The following is a 14,045-nucleotide window of genomic DNA, read 5'->3' on the forward strand; positions in this document are numbered from 1 at the left end:
AGTGCGGTATCTACCGCGCTGCGGCTACGCGTTCCACAGGCCGTAGGAGTCTGCCAAATCCGCGATCTTCTGTGCACGGGCCAGGCGCGGCAAGTACGAGCCGTCGCCCACCGAGGCGCCAGCCGCGTGGGCTTCGAGCAGTTCCATTGCCCAGGACAGCTCGTCCTCGCTGGGAGCCAGGGCGGCATTGATGCCATCAACGTGATCTGGTGAGAGCGAGAGCTTGCCGGTCATGCCCATGGATGCAGTGACCCGGGTTTCCTCGGTGACCTTGGCAGCATCGGAACCAGCTGGCGGCGGGCCGTCAATGGCGCCGGGCAGCTTTCCGACGCGGGAGGCGATGACCAGCTTGCCCCGGGCATAGGCCAGGGCCAGCGGGTCGTCGGAGACACCGGTGTCCTTGCGGAAGTCGTTGACACCGAAGGCCAGGCGGAAGGTGCCTGGGGCTGAAGCGATGGACGTCGCATTCTCGATGCCCAGTGCGGTTTCAATCAAGGCAAGGACCGGAGTGCCTGCGCGCAGGCGCATGGCGCTGTAGGTCACCTGCTCTGGCTGCTCGGTCATGGCGAGCATGATTCCGCGAAGGCCCGGAGCTTCGGAGAGTGCTGCGAGATCGTCAGCCCAGAAGTCGGTATCAATGCCATTAACACGCACCCATGCGGTCATGCCATTGGACAGCGCGCGGACGACATTGTCGCGGGCTTCAAGCTTCTTGTCATCCGGAACGGCAGCTTCCATATCGAAGATGACCGAGTCCGCTTCACAGGCAAGAGCCGGCGCGAAGTCCTCCTCTTTTGCTGCGTTCACCAAAAGCCAGGAACGGGACAGTTTTGCTGGGAGAGCCGCTGCTCGACGATTTCGAAATGCCATAGTTCCCAGACTACTCACTCGTGCCATGGTGCTTCCACTAGGCATGTACACTATTTGCCTCAAATCGGCTGGAATCGACTCCCAGTGTGAGAGCAATTACAAGTTGCCGGCCCATTTCCGGTAATGTCACACGATGGCGGTCTTTTATGACCGATCACCATCGAGTTTTACGCTTCAGTGGAAGCCGCACGACAAAGGACCCTGCGTGGAAACAAAAGAAACAATTACCCCCGCAGAGACTGGACCCGAGCTGAAAAGGGCATTGTCCAATCGACATATCCAGCTCTTAGCCATCGGCGGTGCCATTGGCACTGGCCTGTTCATGGGCTCGGGAAAAACCATCTCTGTTGCAGGACCATCGGTCATCCTGGTCTACATGGTCATCGGATTCATGCTCTACTTCGTGATGCGAGCTATGGGCGAATTGCTGCTTAGCCGGACCGATTACCGCAACTTCTCCGATTTTGCCGGGGATATCCTTGGCCCTTGGGCCTCCTTCTTCACCGGCTGGACCTACTGGTTCTGCTGGATCGTGACCGGCGTTGCCGATGTCATCGTGATCGCCTCGGTGTATGTCACCTATTGGCTTCCGCTCATCCCGCTGTGGATTCCGGCCTTGGCCGTCATTGTGCTGCTGGTCCTGCTTAATCTGCCGTCAGTGCGCGGATTTGGCGAGACCGAGTTCTGGTTCGCGCTGATCAAGATTGTCGCCATCGTGCTCTTGATTGTCATTGGGCTGATCCTGATTTTCACCGGCTTCGAACATGACGGCGCCAAGGCATCATTCCTGAACTTGTTCAACGTCGAGGGCGGCTTCTTTGGCGGCGGAGTCATGGGCTTTGTCATGGGCTTCCAGATTGCCGTATTCGCCTTTGTCGGCATCGAGCTCGTGGGCACGGCTGCTGCCGAAACCAAGAACCCGGAGCACAACCTTCCGAAGGCCATCAACGCCATCCCGGTCCGCATCCTGTTGTTCTATGTCGGCTCGCTGGCCATCTTGATGGCCGTCGTCCCCTGGAATCGCTTCACCGCTGACGAGTCGCCGTTCGTGATGCTGTTCTCGCTCGCCGGCTTGGGAGCAGCTGCCCATCTGGTCAACGCCGTTGTGCTCACGTCAGCCACCTCGTCGGCCAATTCGGGCATCTACTCGACTTCGCGCATGGTCTTCGGACTGTCCACTGAGGGCAATGCACCAAAGATCTTCAGCAAGCTCACGAGCCGACAGGTTCCCCGCAACGCGCTATTCCTCTCCGGAGTGGTGCTGCTCAGCTCGATTGTCCTGCTGATATTCGGCCTGGATAAGTCGACCGGATTCTCGATTGTTACGACGATTTCCTCGCTGTGCTTCATGTTCGTCTGGACGATCATTCTGGTGAGCTACCTGGTGTATCGCAAGCGCCGCCCAGAAGCACACGATCTGTCGGTGTTCAGAATGCCTGGCGGCACCTTCATGCCGTACGTGGTGATGGCGTTCTTCGTGTTCCTGCTTTGGGCGTTCACCCGCGATGCAGACACCTTGGCGGGCTTGATCGCGACGCCTATCTGGTTTGTCATGGTAGGCATTGGATACCTGTTGCTGCGCAACAATCCCCAGCACCACAAGCTGCGCCAAGCGCATGAGGCACGTGTAGCCGAAGAGAAGCGCGAGGCGGCTGCCTACCTGGCTTCCAAGCAAGGCTAAGAGCTGCCTGCATCTGTACGCCGGCGAACCGGGGCGATCCATCAATATGAGGATCGCCCCGGTTTTCTGCTCTCCGGATGGCTCTTTAGTTAATGCGCCGCGACAGGTAGCTGTAGGGAAGGTCCCTGCCAAGAAAAAGTACTTCCAGCAGGCTCATGCTCTCGCCGTAGCGGCTGTAGGCCCACGGTGCCTCATGGCCAATCCGGGACGAGATCTTCGCGAAATACAAGATCGTATCCTCATCCCAGCGGCATGTATGACCATGGGCGAACACTTCGTTGTGCTCCAGCACTGCTCCGGAGAGCCCGTTCAGCATTTGCACGCTGTCCTGGTTGCCCAACCCCCGAACCAGGAATTCCGGATGTCCTACGAGGCTTAGCCCGATGGTGTACGCGAAGGGCTGGTCATATCGGCCAGGCTCCACGAACAGCACCTGCCGCCCGTAATCCCGGATGCATTGATCGGTTCTCGCATCAGCTTCTTCGATGCTCATTCCGTCACAGATATCGCACATGGTCCGTCTCCTCTCCGTGGCCCGCGACTGCCGAAAGCCGCTAGGCGGCGCTGCGGAAATCCTGGTCCTGCTCATTGGCATTTGTCGAACCGGCGTTCACCGGTGCCTCGCAAAGGATCCATTCCGGATCCAGGCCCTGAAGCGCCTCATCGAAAAAGCCCAAAAAGTTCAGGTCCAAGTCCAATTCGCGGAAATTCAGTTCCTTGAAAAAGGGCGTTTCACCCCGCCCTACGTCGAAGGACTGCTGATGGGCGGTCACCTGTTCCGCCAAGTGCCGCAAGAGCGCGAGCACCTCTTCCACTGTGCCGGTCGTGCTGGCAATTTCAGGATGGCCCAGCCAGCTCAATCCCAGCGTTGTCCCGATGACTCGCTGGGAATGCGGCAAGCGAAAAGCGGTCAGAGCATAGCCATTTTGCTCGATTTCAGCGTTGAGGCTCAGAGCAATTCGATCCTCAGCAGATAGAGTCCACTTGATCCAGAACTCCATGTTCTCGAAGTCTTCCACGGCATTCCTCCTAAGATGCTTTGCTATGGGCTAGTCTCACGGCAAATCAGCTCATCAGCGTCTCGGATTCAGCGAAGTGTGGAAAACAAAGAACGCGCTGCCTGCAACCACAATTGGTTGCAGGCAGCGCGTTCAGTGCAACACCGCCAAGCGGTGCGCCGGAAGCTACTGCGCGGACTGCGCCTCAGCAGCCACGGCAGCAGCCACAGCTGGCATCACACGCTCATCGAGGGCAGAAGGCACGATGTAATCTTCTCCAAGATCCTCGCCGACCAGATCAGCAATAGCGTGAGCAGCAGCGATCTTCATGCCTTCGGTGATCTTCGTGGCACCCGAGTCCAAAGCGCCGCGGAAGATGCCTGGGAAAGCCAGAACATTGTTGATCTGGTTGGGGAAGTCGCTACGTCCGGTAGCAACCACCGCAGCGAACTTCTTCGCATCCTCCGGCATGATCTCAGGAGTTGGGTTGGACAGCGCAAAGATGATCGCGTCCTTGTTCATCTTTGCCACGGCTGCCTCGTCAAACTTCGACGAAGACAAGCCAACAACCACGTCAGCTCCGTCCAGTGCCTCAGCCAGACCGCCCATGACGTCGTCACGGTTGGTGCGGCCGGCAAGTTCAGCCTTGATCGGGTTCAAATCATCACGCTCGCGGTTGATGGTTCCCCGCGAGTCGAGCACGATCACATCGGCGACGCCGGCCTTGAGCAACAAGTTCGTGACGGCAACCCCGGCCGATCCTGCGCCGGAAACTACAACCTTCAGCGAGCTGATATCGCGCTTGGTCTGGCGTGCAGCACCAATCAGCGCTGCCAGCACCACAACCGCGGTGCCATGCTGATCATCGTGCATCACTGGGATATCCAGGGCTTCGATCAGCTTCTGCTCAATTTCAAAGCATCGCGGCGCTGAGATATCTTCAAGGTTTACCGCGCCAAAGCTTGGGCGCAATCGCACAATCGTCTCAACGATTTCATCAACATCGGTCGTGTCCAGCACCAGCGGGATGGAATCCAGCCCGCCAAACTCCTTGAACAGTGCGCACTTGCCTTCCATCACGGGCAGCGACGCTGCTGCCCCGATGTTACCCAGGCCCAGGACCGCAGTTCCGTCCGAAACTACGGCTACCAGGCGTGAGGCCCAGGTGTGCGTGGAGTGCTTGGCTGGATCATCGGCGATCGCTTGGGAAACCTTGGCTACTCCGGGGGTGTACGCAATCGACAGATCGCGCTTGGTGTTCAGAGGCATCTGCGACTGGACAGAGAGCTTGCCGCCAATGTGGGCGTCAAATACTTCTGCGTCGGTGATGGTGGACAGGTCTTTGGTGGATTCAACAGACATTGAATAGCTCTTCTTTCAAGAAAGTTCTGAATGACGAAAACGCAGTACCCACGAATTGGGTGGCAGAGCGTAGGAACGCGCATGACCATTCATCCGACCGCAATGGAGCTTGACCCGCACGCAATTAAGGAGGGCATCAGGCTTCCATGTACACAGTTCCCAGATGGGCTCCGCCGGGTAAGGCTGAAGACTCCCTCGTGGTGTGCCGGAAGATGGCTGGTCAGTACTTTCTTTAGACCTACAATTTCCACCATACGGGAAAAGTTTGTCGCAAATCAACCCCTTTTCTACTATTCGGGACAATATGACCTCCGTAGCAATGCACCCAGATCACCAGCATTATGTGCGGTTATCCTCCATCTCGGGCAAAATAAACCTCATGGCATCACCGACTTCAGCTCTGGGCAGGGTCCGTACGTTCGAAGCGCTCGACGACAAGACGACAGCACGGTTGCGGCGCGCCCTGGATGAATCGAATGACACCACAATATTTGTGAACGGGACGGCACTGCAGCTGCCAGAGGAAGCGCACGAAGCGCTGATCGAGGTGCTCTCGCGCTTTGCCGATGGGGAATCGGTCAGCATCGGCACCCCGGAGTTGCTTCTTAACACCTCCCAGGCGGCCCAGATGGCTGGCATTTCCAACAGCTACCTGCGCAAGCTCGCCGATGCAGGAACCATTCCAGTGGAATATCGCGGAACGCACCGCCGGATTCGCCCCAGCGCCATCCAGGCTTGGCTGGATTCCCGAGCCGATAACAGCTAAGTGCCAACAGGATGAGTAGAACTGCGGGCGCTCCACAACAAATAGCTTGGTGGGATCGGCTGCTCATTCGGTTCCCCGGCTATTCGCTGATCGCTTGGGCAGGGTGCTACGGGCTTCATCAGCAGGGGCTGCCCCTGAAATCAGCGGTGCTGATTTTCTTCCTGCTCGCCATACCGCTGTTGGCTGCATGGCAAATTTTCCACGTTTGGCAAAGCCGCAAACGCCTGCGCGCTTGGCGCAAGGAACAAGTGCTGTCCCAGCGGGAGCTGGGTGTTCCCAATATTCCGCAGATCCGCGGACAACTCGCTCAAATTGCCGCGGAGAAGACGCTGAACCCGGAGCCGAAGAAGCCCCGCTTTGGAGCATGGGGCATCTTCCTCCTGGCAATGCTCGTCGCTGCCATAGCAATCGCTGCCGGAATTCTCCTTGCCAAGGCGGGGGCGCCGAAGATCGCGGCCTTCGCCATCATTACGCTGCTCTTGGGTGGACTGGGCCCCTTGCAGGTCATGGGCGTGCACAACCGCGCCTACCGCGCCATAGCCAGGATGCCAAAGAAACTATCGGAGATTCAGGATTTGGTGACTGCTGAGCGGTATATGCCCAGTTCCCAGCGCTCCACGCAATCCACCGACAGCACCTTGGAGGCCGCGGTGCTGATCATCAATGAAGCGCTCGGCCACGCTCAAGATGGTTGCCAACGGGCCGCCGTCGATTGCGTGGATCTCTTGGCAGTGCTCGCAAGGGACAGCTGGCCGGCATCTAGCAAACCCCGGACCTTGGCCGAGAACCTGCATCGGCGGATCAATGGCGCACTGGCCCAGCTCAGTGTTGAAGAGCGTAAATCGAGGAAACGGGGCATGAGGTTCTGAGGCTGGGAACATTGGTTCTTGCCAAGCACTGGATTTCCTGTTGGAATACCAAAGTATTCTATTTGAAAACATGCCTTCACGCGGAGCCAGAACGCGAGGAGCACGCTCCGGCAACGCCTGGAGCCTTGGCCAAGGAGGACCATGACCACCGCACCGCAATCCCTCGCCACCGCCCATGAGGCGCTGCTCTCCGACCGCGCGTCCGGCATCAAGCAGTCCGCCGTCCGCGATGTCTTCGAGCTCTCCTTGGATCCGTCGCTGGTCTCCTTGGCCGGCGGCAACCCGTACTTGCAATTGCTTCCCCTGGAAAAAATCGGTGAAATCAGCCGGCGCATCATTACCGAGCATGGGCCCGAGGCCTTGCAATACGGTTCCGGCCTGGGCACCGTGGAATTGCGCGAGCAAATCATCGATGTCATGGCAGCCGAGGGAATCAACAACGTCAAGGTAGAAGATGTCGTGGTCACCAACGGATCCCAATCCGCGCAGGACATGGCCTGCAAGGTGTTCTGCAACCCCGGCGATACCGTGCTGTGCGAAGACCCCACCTATGTGGGCGCGCTGAACACTTTCGAAGCCTACCAAGTCACTGCACAGCCAGTGGGCACCGATGAAAACGGGCTTATTCCCGGAGCCTTGCGCGAGCGCATCAGGCAGCTTCGCGCGGCCGGAGAGCGCATCAAATTCCTCTACACCATCCCGAACTTCAATAATCCGTCGGGCATCACGCTGGCGGCGCAGCGACGCCAGGAAATCGTGGATATCTGCCGCGAAGAAGGCATCCTGATCCTGGAAGACAATCCCTACGGAATGCTCCGCTATGAGGGCCAGGCAGCACCGACCCTGCGCAGCCTGGATCCGGAAAATGTCATCTACATGGGCTCCTTCTCCAAGATCTTCGCCCCTGGATTGCGCATCGGCTGGGCGGCTGTACCCACGCATCTCTTCCGCCGTTTCTATTTGGCCGGCGAAGCGGTAGCACTGTGCCCGCCCACCCTGAACCAGATGATCATCAGCGCCTACCTTAACGAGCATGATTGGAAGGGGCAGATCGCCAAGTACAACGACCTCTACCGCTCTCGCCGCGACGCGATGCTCGAAGCGCTGGCGGCGTACCTGCCCGCTGAGGTCAGCTACACGCGGCCCGAAGGCGGCTTCTTCATCTGGCTGACGCTGCCGGCGGGAATCGACACCTACAAGCTGCTGCAGCTCGGGGTGAAGGCTGGGGTCATTTTCATCCCCGGCGCGGCTTTCAGCCCCGGCGGACAGGCCGATAACAAGCTCCGGTTGGCCTTCTGCTCCGTCGACGAGGCAACCATCGGCGAAGGCGTCCAGCGCCTGTCGGGATTGCTGGCGACCGCAATCGAGTCCAACGGCGCCTAGGTTGCTGCTGGCTGCTTAGCCCAGGCGTCCGCCAAAGTCATCGGCGATGGCTTTGGCGGCGCCTTGGAGCTTGGGCAGGAGCTGATCCTGGATATATGCGGGATTATTCCGGCTGGTCTGCACCGAGATGTTCAAGGCGCCCAGCAGCTTGCCGCCACGGATCACCGGAACTGCCAAGCCGCGCAGCCCTTCGTCCAGTTCCTGGTTGACCAGGGACCATTCCTGCTGGCGCACCGTCGCCAATTCCTTTTTCAGTTCTTCGATGCTCGATACCGTGTGCTCGGTGTACTTCTGCAGTTCAACGCGCTGCAGGAAGGCCTCCTGCTCGGCGGGCTCCAGGTAGGCGATGAGCACACGGCCCATAGAGGTCACCCAGGCCGGAAGCCTGTTGCCAATGGACACATTCAACGCATGCAGTCGTGGGGCGGCGACACGTTCCACGTACAAAATGTCCTGGCCTTCGAGCACGCACAAGGACGCAGTCTCTTCCAGCTCGCGGGCCAATGACTGCAAGTGGCCCACGGCCGCCTGCGGAAGGGTCAGCCCCGACAGGTAGGCAGCACCGACATCTAGGACCCGTGGAGTCATCCGGTAGGCATTGCCATGGGCCTGCAGATACCCGAGGTCAACGAGGGTGAGCAGGAATCGGCGCGCCGAGGCCCTGGTTTGATCCGTCGCCGCAGCAACCTGGGACACCGTCAGCTCGGAATTGCCTGCCGAAAATGCCAGCAGCACGGCCAAGGTCTTTTCCGCTGACTTAACGAAATAATCCGGCCGCTCTGCCACTGTTTGCTCTCCCAGCTTTACAAGTTTCTGCTCCAGCGATTGCTCTCGAATTGAGAGGCAAGCCTGACCGGCGCATTGGGCGCCCCATACCCATCGTAGCCAGAACGCCGTTCAACTACCTCCAAGAACATGTTGCCGAGGGTCTTGGTGTAGAAATGCAAGAACTCTCCGGCCTCATCGCGGTCATACAACAGGTGCAGCTCCTTGAGGGTATCGAGCAATTGCGCGTCAAGGTCGAAGCGGGCCGCCAGGTCCTCGTAATAGTTGTCGGGAACCTGCAGGAACTCCATGCCGCGTGCGCGGGCATTGCGTGCCACCTCGATGATGTCATCGGCCCGCAGCGCCACGTGCTCCGGGTACTCGTGATTGCGCTCGATGATGCTTTCCAGTCCCTGCGGCACAATGTTCAGCGCCAGCCGGACAGCGGAATCCGCCGTGGACAGAACCTGTGAACGCACCAGTCCCATCGGGCTGGGGACCTCTGTTCCGGGACGGGCTTTGAGGTTCAGGACGCTGCTGTAGAACAGCACTGATTCGTCGAAGCATTGCCATGGCTGGGCGATGTTGATGTGGTCGATGCCCAGGATCGGCCCGCTGGGCACAGCGGATGCCGCGGGCCCGGCATCTTCGAATTCCAAAACCCAATTCCGGGTATTGGCCGGCGAGCTGAAGAATACTTCGGTGCTATCGGGCGCCACGAAGCCAGGCAGGTCTTGTTCATTGTTGGTTTGCTGGCGGGGTACTCGCGTCGCGAGCAGGGCTCCACCGCGTTCGCCGCTGGCCACCGGGTCCGGCACCAGCACGCCGAAGCCGGAGACGGCGGCTTCCACTCCTCGGCTTCGTTGCGAATTGATGATGATCTTCGCCTCGCCGGAGCTCCACAGCTGCACCGGCTTGCGGCGGTGCTGCCCGCTGAAGCTGAAACCGAGTTGTGCCAGCATCCCGGCCACGCGCTCTGGGTCCTCGGTCCGGATCTCGGCAAAGTCGAATCCGGTGGCGTCTTGCTCTCCGGGCAGGACCTTGAGGTCCAAGGCGTAGTGCTCCCCGGTCGATCCCAACAGCTGGGCCGTCGTGGACTGCAGCCACTGCAAGGACCGCAGCCCGTCGATCGCGGTGCGCTCCACGTTGGATTGGCGGAAAACATCATTGAAGATTTCCAAGGAAATGATGCCGTCATAGCCTGAGCGCACGAGTTCTGCCAGGAACTGGTCCAGCGCGAAGCCGCCCTGTCCCGGAAAGAGCCGATAGTGGCGGGACCAGGAAAGGATGTCCATGGAGAGCACCGGTGCATCGGCCAGCTGGACAAAGAAGATCTTCTCTCCGGGAATTGCGGCAATTTCCGAGGGATCATCGCCGCGCGAGAGGATGTGGAAGCTGTCGATGCACAATCCCACGTTGGCGCGGTCTACCCGCTTCACGATCTCCCACGAATGCTGGTAGGTATCAACATACTTGCCCCAAGCCAACGCTTCATAGGCAATGCGCACATCGTACCGGGCGGCAAGATCTGAAAGCTGCCGGATTTGATCCACAAACAGGCCATCGTCGTTGATGGTGGCGGTGCCGACATTGGAGCACAGCAGCATCAGGTCCATGCCCAGCCGCTGCATGAGCTGGAACTTGGCTTCAGCGCGGTGCAGATTGGCCTGCAGCTGTTCTTCGGTGACCCCTTCAAAATCGCGGAAGGGCTGGAACAAATCCAGGGTCAGCCCCAGCCGGTGCGCCATGGCCTTGACTTCCTCGGGCGACATCGGGCTCACCAACAGATCCTGCTCAAAGATCTCGATGCCGTCAAAGCCGGCTTTGGCGCAGGCCAGAAGTTTTTCTTCCAGGGTTCCCGACAGGCATACCGTAGCGATAGAGGTGCGCATTACAGTCCTTTTTCCAGCAGTTCCAGCAAGTGGCCACGCACCTGCTGTGTTTCCGGCCTGATGCCGGTGATGATTTCGAAGGCGTCCACCGCTTGGCCAACGGCCATGTATCCGCCGTCCAGGACTTGGCATCCGAGGTTGCGGGCAGCAACGATCAGTTCGGTGTTCACCGGGCGGTAGATGCAATCCGCGACCCAGTGCCGCGATTCCAGTGCTGCGATATCCAGCGGAAGACCGGGATGGTGATGCATGCCGATCGGGGTGGCATTCAATAATCCATCGACCTCGCCCAGAAGCTGCGGAACCTGGGCAGGCGTTGCGGCATGGACCAGGGCTTGCGGGAAGTTCTTGCGCAGCTCTTGGACCCTGTGGTTGACCCGATCCTCGTCGAGATCAACGATATGCAGCTGCTCGGTCCCGGAAGCCAGCAAGGCGTAGGCCACCGCGGCGCCGGCGCCGCCAGCGCCCAGCTGCAGCACTTTCTTCTTCTTGGCTCCGGGGAGCCCCTCGGCCAGGCCGCGGGAGAATCCGGAAGCGTCGGTGTTGTGCCCGATGAATTTCCCGTCCTGGATCACCACGGTGTTCACCGCGCCAATGGCCCTCGCCGTTGGCGAGATGTCATCCAGATGGTCCAGAACAAGTTGTTTGCAAGGATGGGTTACATTGAAGGCGTTAAATCCCAGCTTGGCTCCTGCTTGGAGCAATTCCCCGATGCCGCTTGCCGGAAGTTCCAGTTCGGTGAGGTCAATCGGCCGATACAGGTAGCGCAGCCCGTGCACCTCGGCGGCGCGTTCGTGCATCGGCGGGGTCAGCGATGGCATGACGCCGTCACCGATCAGACCGACCAGATAAGACTCAGCACGTGTACTCATGTTCTCCCGCAGCTCTTCTTGATGACGTCAGGTGTTGCCTGAGTTGTGATTTACATCTACTGTAATCCAATGAACACATTCCGAACAAGTGTACGCATAGCGAACATCTAGAGCGGATCCTCACCTTCAAAACACTCGACGAGGAGTCACCCGATGCCATCGCCACACAACTCCGACGCATCTGCCGGCACGGCCAGCGCAGGACGAACGCCGGTCAAGGCGGCCGTCGCCAGCTTCATGGGCAGCGCTGTTGAATACTACGATTTCTTCATCTTCGGCTCAGCCGCGGCCCTGATCTTTCCGCATATCTTCTTCCCCGATACCGACACCAACGCCGCGGTCATGTCGCTGGCCACCTTCGGCTTCGCCTACGTGGCCCGCCCGGTGGGAGCCATCTTCGTGGGGCACTTTGGCGACCGCATCGGCCGGCAAAAAGTCCTGATGTTCACCCTGATCCTGATGGGCGCATCCACCTTCCTCATCGGCTGCCTGCCCACCTTCGAGCAGGTAGGCTGGCTCGCCCCGATCCTGCTGGTCCTCGCCCGGCTATGCCAGGGACTCTCGGCGGCCGGCGAGCAGGCCGGAGCCTCATCGATGTCGCTGGAGCACGCCCCGGATCACCGCCGCAGCTTCTTCACCTCATGGACGCTCACCGGCACCCAAGGCGGCCAGATTCTTGCCGCGATGATCTTCATTCCAGTGGTTGCCCTTCCGGATGAGATCAAGTTCGGCATCGGCTGGCGCATCCCGTTCTGGCTCTCGGCAGTCGTCGTGGTTGTCACCTTCTTCATCCGCCGTTCGCTGCACGAAACCCCGGAGTTCGAAGAAGCCAAGAAGAACAATGAGATTGCCAAGCTGCCGCTGGCAGTCCTGCTGCGCTTCCACTGGAAGGACGTGCTGCGCGTAGTGCTGTGCGCATTCATCGCCGCCGTCTCCACGGTGTACGGAACCCTGGCCATCTCCTACGGCAAGGTCATTGGAAACATGGATGAGTCGATCACCCTGTGGCTTGTTGTTGCCGGCAACATCGGCGCATTGATCTCGCAGCCGCTCTTCGGCATGCTGGCTGACAAGATCGGCCGCAAGCCGGTCTTCATCTACGGCGCCCTGGGCTCGGCGGCCATCATGCCGTTCTATCTGCGGTCCATGGAATCGAGCAACGCGTTGCTGCAGTTCACCCTGTCGGTCCTGGTCTTCTCCTGCGCCTACGCCGCGGCGAACGCCGTGTGGCCCAGCTTCTACGCGGAAATGTTCTCCTCGCAGGTGCGCTTCTCCGGCTTGGCCATCGGCACCCAGCTTGGCTTCCTCATGGCCGGTTTTGCCCCGTCCATCGTGGCCGCCCTGGGCGGGCTTGAAGCCAACGGCTGGGTCCAGATCAGCCTGTTCACCGCGGTGATCGCTGTCATTGCTTCGCTCTCGGCACTGACCGCACGCGAAACCTATCGTGTTCCGACCAAGCAGCTGGGCCACGCCGTCGAGAAGGTCTCCTAGCCGCCATCGCAAGCATCCCGGCACGTTTGGCCTGACTTTTTCAAGGAAAGCCAAACGTGCCGGGATGTCGCTTTTAAGAGGACACAAGAGTGCGACCCGGGACCGCCTGGATCTCAAGACCTGGGCAACTGATTAATGGCGATGCCAAGGAGCATCCGTTCATTGGCGTTCAGCGCACGCTCTTCACGCCAAATGGCACGCAGCTCGCGCATCAGCGCCGGGCCGGCAAACGGAACTTCGACCAACGCCCCCTGCTTGAGCTGGTTCTCCACCGCCAGCTGGCTGAGCACTGCCGGCCCCATGCCTCCGGCGACCAGCTGGCAGATGGTCGCATTGCTATTGAATTCCGCAATCGGCTTGGCCCGCTCAACGGCGGACAAGGAGTTCAAAAAGGCCCGGGTCCCCGAGCCTTCCTCGCGCTCGATAAGCGCGGTTTCCTGCAGCTCTTCCAAGGTCACCGGGTCCTTCCGGCCGGCCCAAGGGTGGGCAGGCGAAACCACGACCAGCATTTCATCGCGAAACACTTCACGGCTCCTGAGCGACGAGGGCAGCTGTGGCGTTTCAACAAATCCAAAGCTGAGCTGCTCCTGTTCCACCGCCTGGATCACGTCGTGGGAATTCATGATTCTCATCCGCGGAATGACGCTGGGCAGCTTCTCGTGCAGCTGCCCGATCCATGACGGGGCCAGGTATTCTGCCACCGTCATGCTGGCCCCGAATTCCAGCTCCTTGTTGCCATGCTCGGCCAGCGAGCGCACACCGGCGGAAAATGCGTTCAACCCGGCGAGCGCCTCGCGTGCCCACTGGACGGTCAAGACTCCTTCTGCGGTCAGGGTTGATCCGCTGGTTTTCCTGGTCACCAGCGCATATCCCAATCGGCGCTCGAGGGTTTTCAGCGCCCGCGAGGCGTTGGATTGCGCCATGCCGGCCGCCCGGGCACCTGCGCTGAGGCTCCCGTGATCGGCAATGCCAACCAGCAACTCCAATGATGAGAATTGCAGCCAATGAGACATGCTCTGCCCTGCTGGCGAATCGCTATCCATATCATGATCATATGCCCGCGATAGCCAGGAGGTGAATACCGCCAGATAGCGCA

13 protein-coding genes are annotated in these 14,045 nt (G+C 59.8%); 5 read left to right on the forward strand and 8 right to left on the reverse strand.

Annotation, left to right across the window (positions count from 1 at the left end):
• Positions 1–24 precede the first annotated feature (24 nt).
• Positions 25–870 (reverse strand): HpcH/HpaI aldolase/citrate lyase family protein, encoded by an 846-nt coding sequence (locus tag AOZ07_RS14580; RefSeq protein WP_060702638.1) that lies wholly within the window; start codon positions 868–870, stop codon positions 25–27.
• 133 nt (positions 871–1,003) lie between these two features.
• On the opposite strand from AOZ07_RS14580, the gene AOZ07_RS14585 reads away from it, so the two are divergent.
• Positions 1,004–2,551, forward strand: a complete 1,548-nt coding sequence (locus AOZ07_RS14585) for an amino acid permease (protein WP_084793284.1) — start codon at positions 1,004–1,006, stop codon at positions 2,549–2,551.
• A gap of 85 nt (positions 2,552–2,636) precedes the next feature.
• Here AOZ07_RS14585 and AOZ07_RS14590 read toward each other — a convergent pair whose 3' ends face one another.
• The 3 genes from AOZ07_RS14590 to AOZ07_RS14600 all read right to left on the reverse strand — a co-directional run bounded on the left by AOZ07_RS14590 (position 2,637) and on the right by AOZ07_RS14600 (position 4,911).
• Positions 2,637–3,065: a DUF4262 domain-containing protein gene (locus AOZ07_RS14590; protein WP_060702640.1), complete on the reverse strand. Its 429-nt coding sequence runs from the start codon at positions 3,063–3,065 to the stop codon at positions 2,637–2,639.
• Positions 3,066–3,105: 40 nt separating this feature from the next.
• Entirely contained in the window at positions 3,106–3,570 is a 465-nt protein-coding gene (locus AOZ07_RS14595; RefSeq protein WP_060702641.1) for a hypothetical protein, read from the reverse strand.
• 165 nt (positions 3,571–3,735) lie between these two features.
• Positions 3,736–4,911: an NAD(P)-dependent malic enzyme gene (locus AOZ07_RS14600; protein ID WP_060702642.1), complete on the reverse strand. Its 1,176-nt coding sequence runs from the start codon at positions 4,909–4,911 to the stop codon at positions 3,736–3,738.
• A 379-nt stretch (positions 4,912–5,290) separates the two neighbouring features.
• Here AOZ07_RS14600 and AOZ07_RS14605 point away from each other — a divergent pair, with 379 nt between their 5' ends.
• The 3 genes from AOZ07_RS14605 (at position 5,291) to AOZ07_RS14615 (ending at position 7,929) form a co-directional block, all read left to right on the forward strand.
• Entirely contained in the window at positions 5,291–5,677 is a 387-nt protein-coding gene (locus AOZ07_RS14605) for a helix-turn-helix domain-containing protein (protein WP_060702643.1), read from the forward strand.
• 11 nt (positions 5,678–5,688) lie between these two features.
• Positions 5,689–6,546: a hypothetical protein gene (locus AOZ07_RS14610; RefSeq protein WP_060702644.1), complete on the forward strand. Its 858-nt coding sequence runs from the start codon at positions 5,689–5,691 to the stop codon at positions 6,544–6,546.
• A 141-nt stretch (positions 6,547–6,687) separates the two neighbouring features.
• On the forward strand, positions 6,688–7,929 hold the full coding sequence (locus AOZ07_RS14615; protein WP_060702645.1) for an aminotransferase-like domain-containing protein: 1,242 nt from the start codon (positions 6,688–6,690) through the stop codon (positions 7,927–7,929).
• A gap of 15 nt (positions 7,930–7,944) precedes the next feature.
• Here AOZ07_RS14615 and AOZ07_RS14620 read toward each other — a convergent pair whose 3' ends face one another.
• From AOZ07_RS14620 to AOZ07_RS14630, 3 genes are read right to left on the reverse strand one after another with little or no spacing between them, the layout of a single operon-like run.
• On the reverse strand, positions 7,945–8,715 hold the full coding sequence (locus AOZ07_RS14620; RefSeq protein WP_060702646.1) for an IclR family transcriptional regulator domain-containing protein: 771 nt from the start codon (positions 8,713–8,715) through the stop codon (positions 7,945–7,947).
• A gap of 17 nt (positions 8,716–8,732) precedes the next feature.
• Positions 8,733–10,586, reverse strand: coding sequence for a bifunctional sugar phosphate isomerase/epimerase/4-hydroxyphenylpyruvate dioxygenase family protein (locus AOZ07_RS14625; RefSeq protein ID WP_060702647.1), 1,854 nt, complete (start codon positions 10,584–10,586; stop codon positions 8,733–8,735).
• Positions 10,586–11,458 carry a shikimate dehydrogenase gene (locus AOZ07_RS14630; RefSeq protein WP_060702648.1) on the reverse strand — a complete coding sequence of 291 codons (873 nt, stop codon included), beginning with the start codon at positions 11,456–11,458 and terminating at the stop codon, positions 10,586–10,588. The genes AOZ07_RS14625 and AOZ07_RS14630 overlap by 1 nt, the downstream gene beginning before the upstream one ends.
• Before the next feature lie 153 nt (positions 11,459–11,611).
• On the opposite strand from AOZ07_RS14630, the gene AOZ07_RS14635 reads away from it, so the two are divergent.
• Positions 11,612–12,949 carry an MFS transporter gene (locus AOZ07_RS14635; RefSeq protein ID WP_060702649.1) on the forward strand — a complete coding sequence of 446 codons (1,338 nt, stop codon included), beginning with the start codon at positions 11,612–11,614 and terminating at the stop codon, positions 12,947–12,949.
• A 113-nt stretch (positions 12,950–13,062) separates the two neighbouring features.
• On the opposite strand, the gene AOZ07_RS14640 is transcribed toward AOZ07_RS14635, so the two are convergent.
• The gene (locus AOZ07_RS14640; RefSeq protein WP_060702650.1) at positions 13,063–13,992 is read right to left on the reverse strand and encodes a LysR family transcriptional regulator; all 930 of its coding nucleotides are present in this window, start codon (positions 13,990–13,992) and stop codon (positions 13,063–13,065) included.
• Between the last annotated feature and the right edge of the window lie 53 nt (positions 13,993–14,045).

Source organism: Glutamicibacter halophytocola (assembly GCF_001302565.1).
GTDB classification, from domain to species: domain Bacteria; phylum Actinomycetota; class Actinomycetes; order Actinomycetales; family Micrococcaceae; genus Glutamicibacter; species Glutamicibacter halophytocola.